The sequence below is a fragment of the Rhizobium metallidurans genome, from assembly GCF_014196505.1.
GTDB lineage: Bacteria > Pseudomonadota > Alphaproteobacteria > Rhizobiales > Rhizobiaceae > Rhizobium > Rhizobium metallidurans.
Genome location: NZ_JACIDW010000002.1, coordinates 31,081 through 43,520, shown reverse-complemented (window position 1 = coordinate 43,520; position 12,440 = coordinate 31,081). Strand labels below are relative to the sequence as shown.

Sequence of the window (12,440 nt, the reverse complement as noted above, 5' to 3'; positions counted from 1 at the left end):
AGCGGGAATATCATCCCGATTAACCACGTTTGTTATGGGTTCGTTTAGGCTCTCATAGCAGTTTGCCCGCGAGTGGCTGGGAAACCACATCCTTGAGGTTCAAACTGATGACTTATAGCGGGTTGCTTTTTTCCGCCGTCGTTGCCGGCCTGGTCACGATCCTTGCCATCGGCAGCCGTCCTGCATCCGAGACCGCGTCCAACTGGCCGCAGATGAATCTGGAGAAGACCGATCGCATCGTTACCGGAAGCGTGCAGGCGCGGTAACGCCACGGATCGGGTGAAGCTGCTGCGTGCAGCTTTGCCAATGCCATCGCGGCGGCCGCCGTCGGGAAGGCGCGGAATACAATAAATCATCCATTCGTTTTCACGGGTGGCGCAAGGAAACAATTAATCGGCCGCAACCTAGGAGAGTGAGGTAGTGAAGGCGTTTACCGATGAATAGCTCCAGACCACGTTACGATGTCATTTGCGATCCGCTCGATATGTGGATGGTCTGGGATCATCAGACCGACGAGCCTGCATGCTTTGGCGGCCAGATTCTCAACGGATTGACCGAAGGCTATGCCGTCGAGGTCGCCAAGATCATGAACGAGATCTACGGAACCGGCCGCCCGGCAGGTCATCGCGTCGCGATCAAACTGTCGGACGACAAGGAAGTGCTTTACGCCAACTGACGCCTGATGCGACGCGGCTTGCGTATTCGCGCCGCCTGCTTCCATCCGCTTCTTCAAATTCCTGATCGCCGCGTGCAGTCGCGTGATGAGAAGCCTGTTCGCATCGCCGGCTTGAGACTTTCGCACCGTGATCATCGCATTCCCGCAGCCGAACAGGGCTTTTGTTTCAAACTTCCCGGCAAACGTGATCGGTGAGCCCTCGGTCGCTCAACCCGGGGTAAGGTTTCGTTCACCGCTTTTTATTAAATTTGCACTGAAGTTTCTTGGTCACTGCCGATCTCAGGAAGCGATAAGAGTATGGCGTTTGTTTCCACAATGCGGCGTTACGTGCTGCCCGTGCTGTTGTCCACGGCGCTGGTGACGTGCTCGACGGACGCGCTTGTTCCGCCCGGCAGCGTGGATCGTGGCACGAAGGTCGGGTCCATCTCGCCGCCACGACGCCAGGCGCCTGTCGACATTCCGTCCTCCGCCACAGAACAGGCCTACCCCGCCAGCAGCCAGCCGGTCCAGGGCTCGGCCGATTATCTGAATACGGCCGATCCTGCCGGCCGCGGGCAATCGACCGCGCTGCCGCCGATGAACAGCGATCAGGCGTCCGCAGGCGCGCGCGGCGTCGCGGGCCAGTTCGGCGGCCAGCCGGCGAGCTGGGGCGGAACGCAGTCGCTTGCCGTGCCGGCCGAGGGCGTCAACATGGATGCCGAGCTCGGGGCCGAGCCGGTCACCGGGCTTGCGGAGGAACAGCAACAGCAGATCGCCGAGGGGCAATCGGACCAGCCTGTCGTCGATGGTATCGGCACGGACAATCCCACCCAGTTGAACAGCATGCGTTCGCCAGGACCGCGAAGTCAGCCGACGGGCGGGCAGGAGCAGATCTGGAACGGCGCCAGCACCATCGCGGCGCCGTCGCGGGTGCCTGAAGAGAGCGAGCCGCAAGACGTGGCGATGCTGCGGCCGAATGATCCGATGGCGAACGACCCGATGGCGAGCGAGCCGCAGATGAGCCAGCCGGCGGTGCCGGACGTGATGCCGAGTTCGGAGCTGGCCTGCCGGCGCGAGCTGAAGCGCATGGGCGTGATCTTCACCGACAAGCCGCCGATCTCCAACGGGGCGGCGTGCCAGGTGCCTTACCCGATTTCGCTGCAGGGGCTGTCCGGCAATATCGGCGTGCGCCCGGCGGCGACGCTGAACTGCCAGGTGACGCTGGCCTTCGCCAAGTGGGTGAAGAACGAGCTGGCGCCGTCGGCGCGGTATCGCTACTGGTCCGGCATCAAGACGATCGAGCCGCTTGGCGGCTACAGCTGCCGCCGGATGAACAACAGCCGGCAGAAATACAATCCGATGTCCGAGCATTCGCGCGCCAACGCGATCGATGTCGGCAAGTTCGTGCTGAAGAGCGGGCAGGAAATCGACGTGCGCAAGAAGGGGCTGTTCTCCTTCCGCGAGGGGCGGCTGCTGCAGGCCGTGCGTTCCGACAGCTGCAAGTATTTCAACACGGTGCTCGGGCCGGGCAGCAATGCGGAGCACTGGAACCACTTCCATTTCGATCTGCGCGAGCGCAAGAGCGGCAAGATCTACTGCGACTGAGCGTGTGGCGGTCCGGCATCGACGTGGCCGCGGGAATCGCTTTAAACGGGCTCCCCATCGATAAGAGGAGACCGTCGTGGTCGAAGGCAAGCGCCCCAATATTCTGTTTTTCGTCGCGATCGTCGTCATTGCCGCCGTCGCGGTGTTCGGCGGCCGTTGGTACATGTATGTGGCCTATGCGAGCGATCCGTTCGATGAGGTCGGTATCAGCCTCAACATGAAGATGCCGGAATTCATTCGCGCCAAGGGCTGCGAGATGCTGAAAGAGCGCTTCGAGGGCAAGACGCTGCCGCCTGCGGGCTGCAGCGTCAATGGTGCCTGGTAGGCGGGACGCTTGCCGGAAGGCGAAAACCGCGTTTTCAATTGCGTCGTTTTCGAGCAAATGAATACTCTGTTCGGCGTGCATGGGATGTCAAATTGTCGCCGAGCGGCTATATAGCGGCGAAATCCTTCCTTTCGTCTTCAAGAGCCCTGCATGGCCCCCATCATTTCCATCCGCAATCTTACGAAAATCTACAGTAACGGCTTTCAGGCCCTGAAAGGCATCGATCTCGATGTCGAGAAGGGCGAGATCCTCGCGCTTCTCGGTCCGAATGGCGCCGGCAAGACGACGATGATCTCGATCGTCTGCGGCATCGCCAATCCGAGCGGCGGGACCGTGCTCGTCGGCGGCCACGATGTGGTGAAGGATTTCCGGGCGACGCGGTCGATGATCGGCCTCGTGCCGCAGGAGTTGACCACCGACCAGTTCGAAACGGTATGGAACACGGTGAGTTTCTCGCGCGGCCTGCACGGCAAGAAGGCCAATCCCGCGCATATCGAGAAGGTCCTGCGCGACCTGTCGCTGTGGGACAAGAAGGACAATACGCTGCGCCAGCTCTCGGGCGGCATGAAGCGGCGCGTCCTGATCGCCAAGGCGTTGAGCCACGAGCCTGAAATCCTGTTCCTGGACGAGCCGACGGCCGGCGTCGATGTGGCCCTGCGCAAGGACATGTGGCACGTCGTGGAAAAGCTGCGCGAGGCGGGCGTCACGATCATCCTGACGACACACTACATCGAGGAGGCGGAGGAGATCGCCGACCGCGTCGGCGTGATCAATGGCGGCGAGTTGCTTCTGGTCGAGGACAAGACGGCGCTGATGGCCAAGCTCGGACGCAAGCAGTTGATCCTGGAGCTGACCGAGCCGCTCGACGCGCTGCCGGAGAGCTTCCTCGGCAACGGCCTGGCGATCACATCCGGCGGCAACCGTCTGACCTACGACTTCGACGCCGAGAACGATCAGGAAAGCATCGCCGCCCTCCTGAAGCGGCTTGCCGAACACAACATCCATTTCAAGGACCTGTCGACGCAGCAGAGTTCGCTCGAAGACATTTTCGTGGCGCTCGTGGGAGGCGCAAAATGAACTTCGAAGCCATCAAATCCATCTATCTCTTCGAAATGGCCCGCACCCGCCGCACTTTGCTGCAGAGCGTGGTCTCGCCCGTGATCTCGACGTCGCTCTACTTCATCGTCTTCGGCGCCGCCGTCGGTTCGCGCATCCAGGAAGTCGAGGGGATTTCCTATGGCGCCTTCATCACGCCGGGCCTGATCATGCTGACGCTGCTTGGGCAGTGCATCGGCAATGGTTCATTCGGCATCTATTTTCCGAAGTTCACCGGCACGATCTACGAAGTTTTGTCGGCGCCGGTGGCGATGGCCGAGATCCTGCTCGGATATGTCGGGGCAGCCGCGACCAAGGGGCTGATGATCGGCGTGATCATCCTTTTGACGGCGAATTTCTTTGTCGAGGTCAGGATCGAGCATCCCTTCATGATGGCGCTGTTCTTCGTGCTGACGGCCGTGACCTTCAGCCTGTTCGGCTTCATGATCGGTCTGTGGGCGAACAATTTCGAGCAGCTGAACCTGATCCCGATGCTGGTCGTTCCACCGCTGACATTCCTTGGCGGCAGCTTCTATTCGATCAACATGCTGCCGCCCTTCTGGCAGGCGGTCAGCCATTTCAATCCGGTGCTCTATCTGGTCAGCGGCTTTCGCTGGAGCTTCTACGGCATCGCCGACGTCAATCCGCTGATCAGCCTCGGGATGATCTCGCTGTTCCTGGCGATCTGCCTGGGAACGCTCGGCTGGATGTTCAGGACGGGTTACAAGCTGCGCAACTGACGCGGCTCTAATCGCGCATCCTGAGTTCGTCCGGCTGCATCTGCAGCGAGCCCAGCGTTCCGAGGAAGCTCATGCCGAGCAGGCTCTGGTCGAGCCGCCCATCCTCGGCGACGCTGCCGGCGATGTTGTTGCGCACGATGGGGCCGATCGCCACTTCCGACAGCGTGACGGGCGCGGCCTGGGTGCGGCCGTTGGCGGTGGTGACGCTCATGGAATAGGTCAGGTTGTCGGGGATGATGCCGACGCGCTCGGCATCCTGGCGCGAGAGCGCGATCATGCTGGCGCCGGTATCGACCAGCATCGAGATGGTCTGGCCGTTGATCTGGACATCGGCCTCGAAATGACCGTTCTGCAGCTTGTACAGGATGACCTCCTTGCTGCCGTCGCTCGTGGTCGTGACGACGGCCCGGCCGGGTATCAGCCCCGCCAGCAGGCGGTTGCCGACGCTGAGTGCGTCGTAGCGGTAGAGGTAGGCGGTGGCGAGGCCGAGGATCAGCACCAGCCAGATCATCATATGGCGCATGGTCTCGCCGACGCTGATGCGTCGTCCCCATATGCCGGCGGCCAGCATCAGCGCGATGGGAAGGAGATAGAGCATGCGGCCGAAATCGTCGGTCCTGACGCCGAGGATTCTCGGGCTGTCGCTGTTGAAGAGCAATATGAGAAGGCCGATGCCGAGACCGCCAAGTCCAATCGTCAGCCTGTTCATGCGGTGAGCTCCGTGCTTGCCGTGGTCGCGGGCGATGTCGAGGGCCCAATCGTTTTCATCCTGGCGGGCAGCAGGCGCATCACCGCGTGCCGCTCTTCATCCGAAAACGCCGCCCAGCCGGCGATCTCCTCGATCGTTCGGCCGCAGCCCGCGCACAAGCCGCTGGATGAAGCAATGGAGCAGATGTTGACGCAGGGGCTGACCATGAGAAATCATATCGTTGTTTCACAAAGCCATGGCAAGAGCGCACAGCGCCGCCATCTCGGAAATTTGAGCGGTGGCGCCCAGCGTATCACCGGTATGGCCGGATAGGGTAAGACGGGCCAGTCGGGTGAAGATCATCGCGCTCAGACCGGCGGCGAGCAGCGCGCAGATGAGCGGCAAGAGGCCAAGGCTCGGCCAGATCAGCAGTGCCGCCAGCGCGCAGGCCGAGACGACCGCCATCTGCATGACGCCTTCGCTCGGCTGGCCGACGGCGGCGGCCACGCCATCGGCTTTCGCCGGCGGCAGGCGGTGCCAGTGCCAGACGAGCGCGCCGCGGCTGATGCAGCCAATGGCGGGCAGGGCAAGGGCGGCCGCGAGCGGAACCACGCCGCGGGCGATCGCGGCAATCGCGGCGGCGCGAATGGCGAAGGAGAGGATCAGCGCGATGGCGCCATAGGTGCCGATGCGGCTGTCCTTCATGATCGACAGGCGGTGGGCGCGATCGCGGCCGCCACCGATGCCGTCGGCGCAATCGGCAAGGCCGTCCTCATGCAGTGCGCCGGAGACGATCGCCTGTATGGCCAGCGCCACCAGGGCCGACATCAGCCGGTCCGCTTGCAGGGCGAGCATCACGAAAAGAACCGCCGCCGGCAGCAGGCCGATGACGATGCCGGCGACCGGAAAGGCGCGCGCGACTCGGCCGAGTTTTCCGTCGTATCCCGCGAAGGCGGCTTTCGGCATCGGAATGCGGCTGAGGAACGCGGTGGCGCGCGCGATATCCGCCACATAGGTTGCGATGTTCATGCGCGTCCGCTCCCGGGGATGATGTTAGGCGCTTTTTAGAGTTGTTCCGCTTCGCGGCTGGATTTAAGAGTGGCCGCGAAAGAAGCTGATTTGCAGCCATAAGACAAGATTACAGACGAGACAAGGAAGCCGCATCCATGAGCGTTTCAGGCCTGCCGTTCGACGATTTCCGGGCACTTCTGCGCGATCTGCCGGGGCCGGATCCACGGGCGCTTGTCGCCGCCCGCGAGCGCGATGCCCAGTTGACCAAGCCGCCGGGCTCGCTCGGGCGTCTCGAGGAAATCGCTTTCTGGCTGGCCGCCTGGACCGGCCGCACGCCCGCCGTCAACCGGCCGCTGGTGGCGATCTTCGCCGGCAACCACGGTGTCGTGAAGCAGGGCATCACGCCCTTTCCGCCGACGGTGACGCAGCAGATGGTCGAGAATTTCGCGGCCGGTGGGGCTGCGATCAACCAGATCTGCGTGGCCTACGATCTCGGGCTAAAGGTGTTCGACCTGGCGCTCGATTACCCGACCGGTGACATCACCGAGGAGCCCGCGCTTTCGGAACGCGACTGCGCCGCGACCATGGCCTTCGGCATGGAGGCCATCGCCGGCGGCACCGATCTGCTCTGCATCGGCGAGATGGGCATCGGCAACACGACGATCGCAGCCTCGATCAACTACGCGCTCTATGGCGGCAACGCCCGCGACTGGGTCGGCCCCGGCACCGGTTCGCAAGGGGACATGTTCGAGCGCAAGGTCGCCGCCGTCGAGAAGGCGGTGGCGCTGCACAGCGATCACCTCGACGATCCGCTGGAGATCATGCGCCGCCTTGGCGGCCGCGAGATCGCCGCGATGGCGGGGGCGATCCTGGCGGCGCGCGTCGAGCGCATCCCGGTGCTGATCGACGGTTACGTGGCGACGGCGGCGGCCGCCATCCTGCAGGCGGCCAATCCTTCGGCGCTCGATCACTGCCTGATCGGTCACGTCTCCGGAGAGCCCGGCCATCTCAAGGCAATCGAGATGCTCGGCAAGACGCCGCTTCTGGCGCTTGGCATGCGGCTCGGCGAGGGCACGGGGGCAGCGCTTGCCGCCGGTATCGTCAAGGCGGCGGCTGCCTGCCATTCCGGCATGGCGACCTTCGCGCAGGCGGGTGTGACAAACAAGCACGAGCACTGAGCCCATCGCCTGTATTCAGGTTCGTGACAGGTTTGTGACAGAAGGCTTGCGATGCGGGCGTGCGCACGCTATTCGCATTTTTCTGATATGAAGCGGCAGGCATTGCCGCCACCTACCTGACGACGAGGACGCCTGATGAAACCTGCCGTGACCAAACTCACCGGCATCAGCCACTTTTTTGCCGCCGCCGGCTACTCGCTCGGCGGCTTCAGGCGGCTGATCAAGGAAGCGGCGTTCCGGCAGGAGCTTCTATTCGCCGTCGTGGCGCTTGTGCTGCTCCTGGCGGTGGGCGCGACGCTTGCCGAACTGATGATCGCCGTCATCCTGTTTCTCACCGTCTTCGCCATCGAAGCGCTCAACACCGCGATCGAGGAAGTCATCGATCGCATTTCACCGGAAATCTCGAGCGTCGGCAAGCACGCCAAGGATCTCGGCTCGTTCGCCGTTCTCTGCATGCTGACGGCCTGCGGCATCTTCATGCTGTTTACGATCGGCAAGCATTTGATGTTCGGCTGAGGTCGGTTGCCAGTCTATGATGTAATCGGTTGCGTTTACGCCATAAGTGCATCTTTTGGGTGCTCTTGATGTCCGCCATGGTTCCCTCCAGAGCAAAAGAGGGAGGCAGTCGTGGCCGTAGGCAGCATTCTAGAAACTGAGCGTTCCGAGCGTGAAGAGGCTGAGCGTAACAGGCATGCGGTTCTGCTCGCGATTGTCGGGGCGGTCGTAACGACGGCAACGCTTGGCTTCATGGCTCTGGCGCAACTCGGCGATTGGGTTGCCGCGATCGGCATTGGCGGGCTGATCGTGTTTGTCGGGATTTCTATCGGCGGATTGCTTGGCTTTCTCTTTTCCGTTCCGCGGATACTTGCAAAGGACAATCCGTCACCGACGGCTGCCGCTAAAGAGACAGCATCTCGGACGAAGACTGCTGCAGTCAATACGGCTCTAAAGAGAGAACGACTGCTGGGGTCGAATACCAATCTGGAGCGAATATCAGAGTGGTTGACGACGATGTTGGTCGGCGTGGGGCTGACGCAGATAGGCTCGCTGGATCGCGCGTTTAACCAGTTCAGCGACTTCTTGAGCAGTAAAGCGCAGGTCTTCATCATTGACGGACAAGCCAGCGCGGGCGCGCTTCCCGCCGTGGGGCCGTTTCTTCTCGTCTGTGGTCTCGTTAGCGGCTTCATCTTCTTTTACATCTATACCCGCATCTACCTGTCGCCTCTCTTTCAATATGTGGAGATCAGGCTCTCGGAGGAGATCGGCGACCTGCCGCTTAAGACGGATGTCCCGGATTTCAAGGACGCGGCGGCGATGATTGGCGAGGCGTCAATGAGTGTGCCGATGGCCTACACGTCGGTTGCGGACGAACTCTCGATCAACGACAGTCTCGAGATCATCAAGAATGTGCTCTATCAACCGCAGGGATATCGGAACGCAATCACGCTCGGCAACAAGCTCGTGAAGACACCGGCGGTCAAGATCGCCTACTACTGGTACCTGATGGCGGCCGCATACGGTCAGAAATTCCATGCCCTGCGAGAGTCGGGAGCCCCGGAGGGCGAGCAACGGCTTGCGCGTCTGGCGGTGCTTGATGCGGCTCGAAAGGCCGTGCGTTTGAATTCGAGCTTCAAGACGGCAATTGCCGAACTCGCGGATGCCGCCAGCTACGACAACGATCTGCAGGACTTTGCCGATGACAAAGATTTTAAGGCGATCGTTCGATAGCCCGCTTTACGCAAAGCTGCGGCGCTTGCGGGAGACGGCCTGGGCGTCCTCGACGGCCGGAACCGATTGCAGCACGCGCCTTGCCGGCAGGATGGCGATGACTTCGGTGCCTTCGCGCAGCTTGGATTTCAGGATGAACTGGCCGTCGTGCTTGGCGAGGATCGCCTGAACGATGGGCAGGCCGAGGCCGGTGCCCTGTTCGGCGCTCTTGATGGCGATCGAGCCCTGACCGAAGGCGGATAGGACGACCGGTATCTCGTCCTCGGGAATTCCCGGTCCGTTGTCCTTGATTGAGATGTACTGGCCGCCGCCGGCCGTCCAGCCGACCTTGACCATGATCTCGCCGCCCTGCGGCGTGAACTTCACGGCATTGGACAAGAGGTTGAGGATCACCTGGCGCATCGATTTCTCGTCGGCCCAGACCGCGGGAAGTTCGAGCTCGAACTGCTGCGAGATGGTGATGTTCTTGCCGCGGGCGCGCAGCTGCACCATGCCGATGCAGTCTTCGGAAATATCCAGCAGCGAGATCGCCTCCTCGCTGAGCTCGTATTTTCCGGCCTCGATACGGGAAAGGTCGAGGATTTCGTTGATCAGGTTCAGGAGATGCTGGCCCGAGCGGTGGATGTCGCTCGTATATTCCTTGTAGGTCGCGTTGTTCAGCGGTCCCATGACTTCGGCCGACATCACCTCGGAAAAGCCCAGGATCGCGTTCAGCGGCGTGCGCAACTCATGCGACATGGATGCGAGGAAGCGGGACTTGGCGAGGTTTGCCTCTTCCGCCCGGCGCCGCGCCTCGTCCGACATGGATTTGGCGACTTCGAGTTCGGCGATCAGGTCGTCCTTCTCAGCCTGATAGGCGAGGATGCGCAGGTTCTGCCGAAACAGCTGGTCGCTGATGTAGTGAAAGAAGATGACGGTCGTGGTCAGCGTCGCGGTCAGGCTGATCTCGAGGATCTCGCGCGAAATGCCGGATTTGGCGACGAGGGCGAAGACGACGGGCGAAAAGGTCACCAGCACGCACGGCGTCAGCATGTAATTCCACATCGCCGTCAGCGACAGGGCGATCAACAGCGTCGCGCCCTTGTAGAGCACGAGGTTGGCGGGCTCGCAGGTGGCGCAGTCCTGAACGGCGAAATAGGCCCAGCAGCAGCCGATCAGGAACTGGCCGAGCAGGAGCAGGCGGCGCCATTTGCGGGTGCGGATCAGCGTCATCTCGTGCTTGCGGGCGCGGCGCGCCAGATACACGTTGGCGGCATGAGCCGTCAGCGTCAGTATGGCCCAGAGCACGATCTGGGTGTCGCCGGTGAAATAGATGCCGAGGATCGCGATGATGATCACGAACAGCGGGATGATCGAGGCGCCCTGCAGCACGGCGTTGATATAGATGGTCAGCACGTCGCGATCGAAGGCGCCGCTCGGCGCATGGCTCGATTGCAGGCGCTCACGCGTCACACGTACAGCCTTTGCGACGGGCTTGTTGCGGTGACTCCGTGACTTGTCGACGATATTCTTATCGGTCGATGTGCTAACGCCGTTACTCATTCCACACGTGACGCTTGATCTGCAGACGCCGGAATATTAGGGCTCAAATATTAAGAAGTTGTTTGCCAATTTTGCCAAGGGTTTGTTTTTGAAGGAGGCGAAACCGTGACGCGGGGGTTCAGGACCGTTCGTGACGGGGTGACGGCGTTCGCGCTGCTTGCCGTCATCTGGATGATCGCGGCCAAGCTCAATGATGTCTCGGAGATTTCCCTTGCCGGCCGCTTCCGCGCCGCCGATGGCGACAGCCTTGCGATCGGCGCGGAGAGGATGCGGCTTGAGGGCATCGATGCGCCAGAGCTTGCCCAGACATGCGAGCGGGGCGGTGCGCGATGGGCGTGCGGCGAGGAGGCTAGGCGCATGTTGCAGGGCCTCGTCGCCGCCGACGATGCGCGCTGCGCCGGCACGCAAAGAGATCGCTTCCAGCGGCTGCTCGTGGTGTGTCGTGCCGGCGGCGCCGATCTCAACGCTTTGATGGTGCGGCGGGGCATGGCGGTTTCTTACGGCGCCTACGGTGACGAGGAGGCCGAGGCGCGGTCGCGAAAGGCTGGTCTTTGGGCCGGCTCCTTCGAGAGGCCTCGCGATTTCCGCGACGGCGGGCAGGATGGCAGCCGCTCCGGCGGCGGCAGAGGTTTCTTCGGATGGTAGACGCGACGGATGGACTGGAAGCGATGCGCGCCGCGATCGGACGCTGCCGGGTCTGTCGCGACGAACCTCTGCGCGGAACTGGTCACCAGCTGCCGCATGAGCCGCGGCCGGTCGCCGTGATCTCGACCAAGGCGCGGATATTGATCGCGGGACAGGCGCCGGGCTTGAAGGTTCATGAAAGCGGCATTCCCTTCAACGATGCATCGGGCGACCGCCTGCGCGAATGGCTGCAGGTCGATCGAGACACCTTCTACGACCGCGACCGTTTCGCCATCGTGCCGATGGGCTTCTGCTTTCCCGGTTATGACGCCAAAGGCAGCGACCTGCCGCCCAGGCGGGAATGCGCGCCACTGTGGCGGCTGCCCGCGCTTGCGGCCATGCCGCAGATCGAACTCGTGCTGGTCATCGGGCAATACGCACAGGCATGGCATTTGCGGAACGAGCGACGCGGCAGCGTGACCGAGACGGTCCTGATGTGGCGGGAGATCCTGTTTGCCAATCGATCGCCGGCCATCCTGCCGCTGCCGCATCCGAGCTGGCGCAACTCGGGCTGGATCAGGCGCAATCCGTGGTTTGAGGAGGAATTGCTGCCCGTCTTGCGGACGCGCGTCACGATGCTGTCAGGCTGAAACAAATTTCTTTCAAATGGCTGGAATCGCGCTATACAAGAAAAATAATTCGAAGGGGCTGCGTTATGGACCGTCTGGACCGCAAGATTCTGCGTCTTTTACAGGAAGATTCAACATTGGCGGTTGCCGATCTCGCAAAGAAGGTCGGCCTGTCCACCACCCCTTGCTGGCGCCGTATCCAGAAAATGGAGGAAGACGGTGTCATCAAGCGCCGTGTGGCCATCCTCGATCCGGAAAAGGTCAACACCAAGGTCACGGTTTTCGTGTCCATCCGCACCGCAACGCATTCGATCGAATGGTTGCGGCGGTTTTCGGAAGTTGTGGCCGAATTCCCCGAGGTCGTCGAGTTCTACCGGATGAGCGGCGACGTGGACTATCTGCTGCGCGTCGTGGTGCCTGACATCGCGGCCTATGACGCCTTCTACAAGCGGATGATCGCCAAGATCGAGATCCGCGACGTTTCCTCTGCCTTCGCGATGGAGCAGATCAAGTATTCGACGCAGCTGCCGCTCGACTACATGATCCTCGACAGCTCGAAGTCCAACGAGGACTGATCCTCAACCGCTGTTCTGACTGACGACGGGCGAGAGGTTTCTCGC

Annotated in this window: 17 protein-coding genes; 13 read left to right on the top strand and 4 right to left on the bottom strand. The window is 62.0% G+C overall.

Annotation, left to right across the window (positions count from 1 at the left end):
* The first annotated feature begins 107 nt into the window (after window positions 1-107).
* From GGQ67_RS04100 to GGQ67_RS04075, 7 genes are all read left to right on the top strand, one after another.
* The gene (locus tag GGQ67_RS04100) at window positions 108-266 is read left to right on the top strand and encodes a hypothetical protein (protein WP_183898931.1); all 159 of its coding nucleotides are present in this window, start codon (window positions 108-110) and stop codon (window positions 264-266) included.
* Between the two features lie 170 nt (window positions 267-436).
* Window positions 437-676, top strand: a complete 240-nt coding sequence (locus GGQ67_RS04095) for a hypothetical protein (protein WP_183899414.1) — start codon at window positions 437-439, stop codon at window positions 674-676.
* 18 nt (window positions 677-694) lie between these two features.
* A complete protein-coding gene (locus GGQ67_RS25100) occupies window positions 695-871 on the top strand; it encodes a hypothetical protein (protein ID WP_210279537.1) in 177 nt (58 codons plus the stop codon).
* 102 nt (window positions 872-973) lie between these two features.
* A complete protein-coding gene (locus tag GGQ67_RS04090; RefSeq protein ID WP_183898930.1) occupies window positions 974-2,260 on the top strand; it encodes an extensin-like domain-containing protein in 1,287 nt (428 codons plus the stop codon).
* 76 nt (window positions 2,261-2,336) lie between these two features.
* On the top strand, window positions 2,337-2,585 hold the full coding sequence (locus GGQ67_RS04085) for a hypothetical protein (protein WP_183898929.1): 249 nt from the start codon (window positions 2,337-2,339) through the stop codon (window positions 2,583-2,585).
* Between the two features lie 150 nt (window positions 2,586-2,735).
* Entirely contained in the window at window positions 2,736-3,662 is a 927-nt protein-coding gene (locus tag GGQ67_RS04080) for an ABC transporter ATP-binding protein (RefSeq protein ID WP_183898928.1), read from the top strand.
* Window positions 3,659-4,420 (top strand): ABC transporter permease, encoded by a 762-nt coding sequence (locus GGQ67_RS04075; protein WP_183898927.1) that lies wholly within the window; start codon window positions 3,659-3,661, stop codon window positions 4,418-4,420. Before GGQ67_RS04080 ends, GGQ67_RS04075 begins: the two co-directional genes overlap by 4 nt.
* Window positions 4,421-4,427: 7 nt before the next feature.
* Here GGQ67_RS04075 and GGQ67_RS04070 read toward each other — a convergent pair whose 3' ends face one another.
* The 3 genes from GGQ67_RS04070 to GGQ67_RS04060 are packed head-to-tail and all read right to left on the bottom strand — an operon-like array spanning window position 4,428 to window position 6,137.
* Window positions 4,428-5,129, bottom strand: a complete 702-nt coding sequence (locus tag GGQ67_RS04070) for a retropepsin-like aspartic protease family protein (protein WP_183898926.1) — start codon at window positions 5,127-5,129, stop codon at window positions 4,428-4,430.
* Complete coding sequence (locus GGQ67_RS04065) at window positions 5,126-5,335, bottom strand: DUF1289 domain-containing protein (RefSeq protein WP_183898925.1); 210 nt, start codon at window positions 5,333-5,335, stop codon at window positions 5,126-5,128. Before GGQ67_RS04065 ends, GGQ67_RS04070 begins: the two co-directional genes overlap by 4 nt.
* A gap of 19 nt (window positions 5,336-5,354) precedes the next feature.
* On the bottom strand, window positions 5,355-6,137 hold the full coding sequence (locus GGQ67_RS04060) for an adenosylcobinamide-GDP ribazoletransferase (RefSeq protein WP_183898924.1): 783 nt from the start codon (window positions 6,135-6,137) through the stop codon (window positions 5,355-5,357).
* A gap of 137 nt (window positions 6,138-6,274) precedes the next feature.
* On the opposite strand from GGQ67_RS04060, the gene cobT reads away from it, so the two are divergent.
* The 3 genes from cobT (at window position 6,275) to GGQ67_RS04045 (ending at window position 9,025) form a co-directional block, all read left to right on the top strand.
* Window positions 6,275-7,297 (top strand): nicotinate-nucleotide--dimethylbenzimidazole phosphoribosyltransferase, encoded by a 1,023-nt coding sequence (gene cobT / locus GGQ67_RS04055; RefSeq protein ID WP_183898923.1) that lies wholly within the window; start codon window positions 6,275-6,277, stop codon window positions 7,295-7,297.
* Between the two features lie 135 nt (window positions 7,298-7,432).
* On the top strand, window positions 7,433-7,813 hold the full coding sequence (locus tag GGQ67_RS04050; protein ID WP_183898922.1) for a diacylglycerol kinase: 381 nt from the start codon (window positions 7,433-7,435) through the stop codon (window positions 7,811-7,813).
* 111 nt (window positions 7,814-7,924) lie between these two features.
* Complete coding sequence (locus GGQ67_RS04045; protein ID WP_183898921.1) at window positions 7,925-9,025, top strand: hypothetical protein; 1,101 nt, start codon at window positions 7,925-7,927, stop codon at window positions 9,023-9,025.
* Window positions 9,026-9,031: 6 nt separating this feature from the next.
* Here the strand turns inward: GGQ67_RS04045 and GGQ67_RS04040 are convergent, their stop codons facing one another.
* Window positions 9,032-10,567 carry a sensor histidine kinase gene (locus tag GGQ67_RS04040; protein WP_183898920.1) on the bottom strand — a complete coding sequence of 512 codons (1,536 nt, stop codon included), beginning with the start codon at window positions 10,565-10,567 and terminating at the stop codon, window positions 9,032-9,034.
* 105 nt (window positions 10,568-10,672) lie between these two features.
* On the opposite strand from GGQ67_RS04040, the gene GGQ67_RS04035 reads away from it, so the two are divergent.
* The 3 genes from GGQ67_RS04035 (at window position 10,673) to GGQ67_RS04025 (ending at window position 12,395) form a co-directional block, all read left to right on the top strand.
* Entirely contained in the window at window positions 10,673-11,212 is a 540-nt protein-coding gene (locus GGQ67_RS04035; RefSeq protein WP_183898919.1) for a thermonuclease family protein, read from the top strand.
* Entirely contained in the window at window positions 11,206-11,841 is a 636-nt protein-coding gene (locus GGQ67_RS04030; RefSeq protein WP_183898918.1) for a uracil-DNA glycosylase family protein, read from the top strand. The genes GGQ67_RS04035 and GGQ67_RS04030 overlap by 7 nt, the downstream gene beginning before the upstream one ends.
* A 65-nt stretch (window positions 11,842-11,906) precedes the next feature.
* On the top strand, window positions 11,907-12,395 hold the full coding sequence (locus tag GGQ67_RS04025) for an Lrp/AsnC family transcriptional regulator (RefSeq protein ID WP_037178648.1): 489 nt from the start codon (window positions 11,907-11,909) through the stop codon (window positions 12,393-12,395).
* Window positions 12,396-12,440: the final 45 nt, after the last annotated feature.

What these genes read in the sequence shown, in the direction of transcription:
- GGQ67_RS04080 (WP_183898928.1), top strand. Translation starts at nt 2,736, where the DNA reads ATGGCCCCCATCATTTCCATCCGCAATCTTACGAAAATCTACAGTAAC.
- GGQ67_RS04060 (WP_183898924.1), bottom strand. Translation starts at nt 6,137, where the DNA reads ATGAACATCGCAACCTATGTGGCGGATATCGCGCGCGCCACCGCGTTC.
- GGQ67_RS04100 (WP_183898931.1), top strand. Translation starts at nt 108, where the DNA reads ATGACTTATAGCGGGTTGCTTTTTTCCGCCGTCGTTGCCGGCCTGGTC.
- GGQ67_RS04065 (WP_183898925.1), bottom strand. Translation starts at nt 5,335, where the DNA reads ATGGTCAGCCCCTGCGTCAACATCTGCTCCATTGCTTCATCCAGCGGC.
- GGQ67_RS04030 (WP_183898918.1), top strand. Translation starts at nt 11,206, where the DNA reads ATGGTAGACGCGACGGATGGACTGGAAGCGATGCGCGCCGCGATCGGA.
- cobT (WP_183898923.1), top strand. Translation starts at nt 6,275, where the DNA reads ATGAGCGTTTCAGGCCTGCCGTTCGACGATTTCCGGGCACTTCTGCGC.
- GGQ67_RS04075 (WP_183898927.1), top strand. Translation starts at nt 3,659, where the DNA reads ATGAACTTCGAAGCCATCAAATCCATCTATCTCTTCGAAATGGCCCGC.
- GGQ67_RS04050 (WP_183898922.1), top strand. Translation starts at nt 7,433, where the DNA reads ATGAAACCTGCCGTGACCAAACTCACCGGCATCAGCCACTTTTTTGCC.
- GGQ67_RS04025 (WP_037178648.1), top strand. Translation starts at nt 11,907, where the DNA reads ATGGACCGTCTGGACCGCAAGATTCTGCGTCTTTTACAGGAAGATTCA.
- GGQ67_RS04095 (WP_183899414.1), top strand. Translation starts at nt 437, where the DNA reads ATGAATAGCTCCAGACCACGTTACGATGTCATTTGCGATCCGCTCGAT.
- GGQ67_RS04040 (WP_183898920.1), bottom strand. Translation starts at nt 10,567, where the DNA reads ATGAGTAACGGCGTTAGCACATCGACCGATAAGAATATCGTCGACAAG.
- GGQ67_RS04090 (WP_183898930.1), top strand. Translation starts at nt 974, where the DNA reads ATGGCGTTTGTTTCCACAATGCGGCGTTACGTGCTGCCCGTGCTGTTG.
- GGQ67_RS04070 (WP_183898926.1), bottom strand. Translation starts at nt 5,129, where the DNA reads ATGAACAGGCTGACGATTGGACTTGGCGGTCTCGGCATCGGCCTTCTC.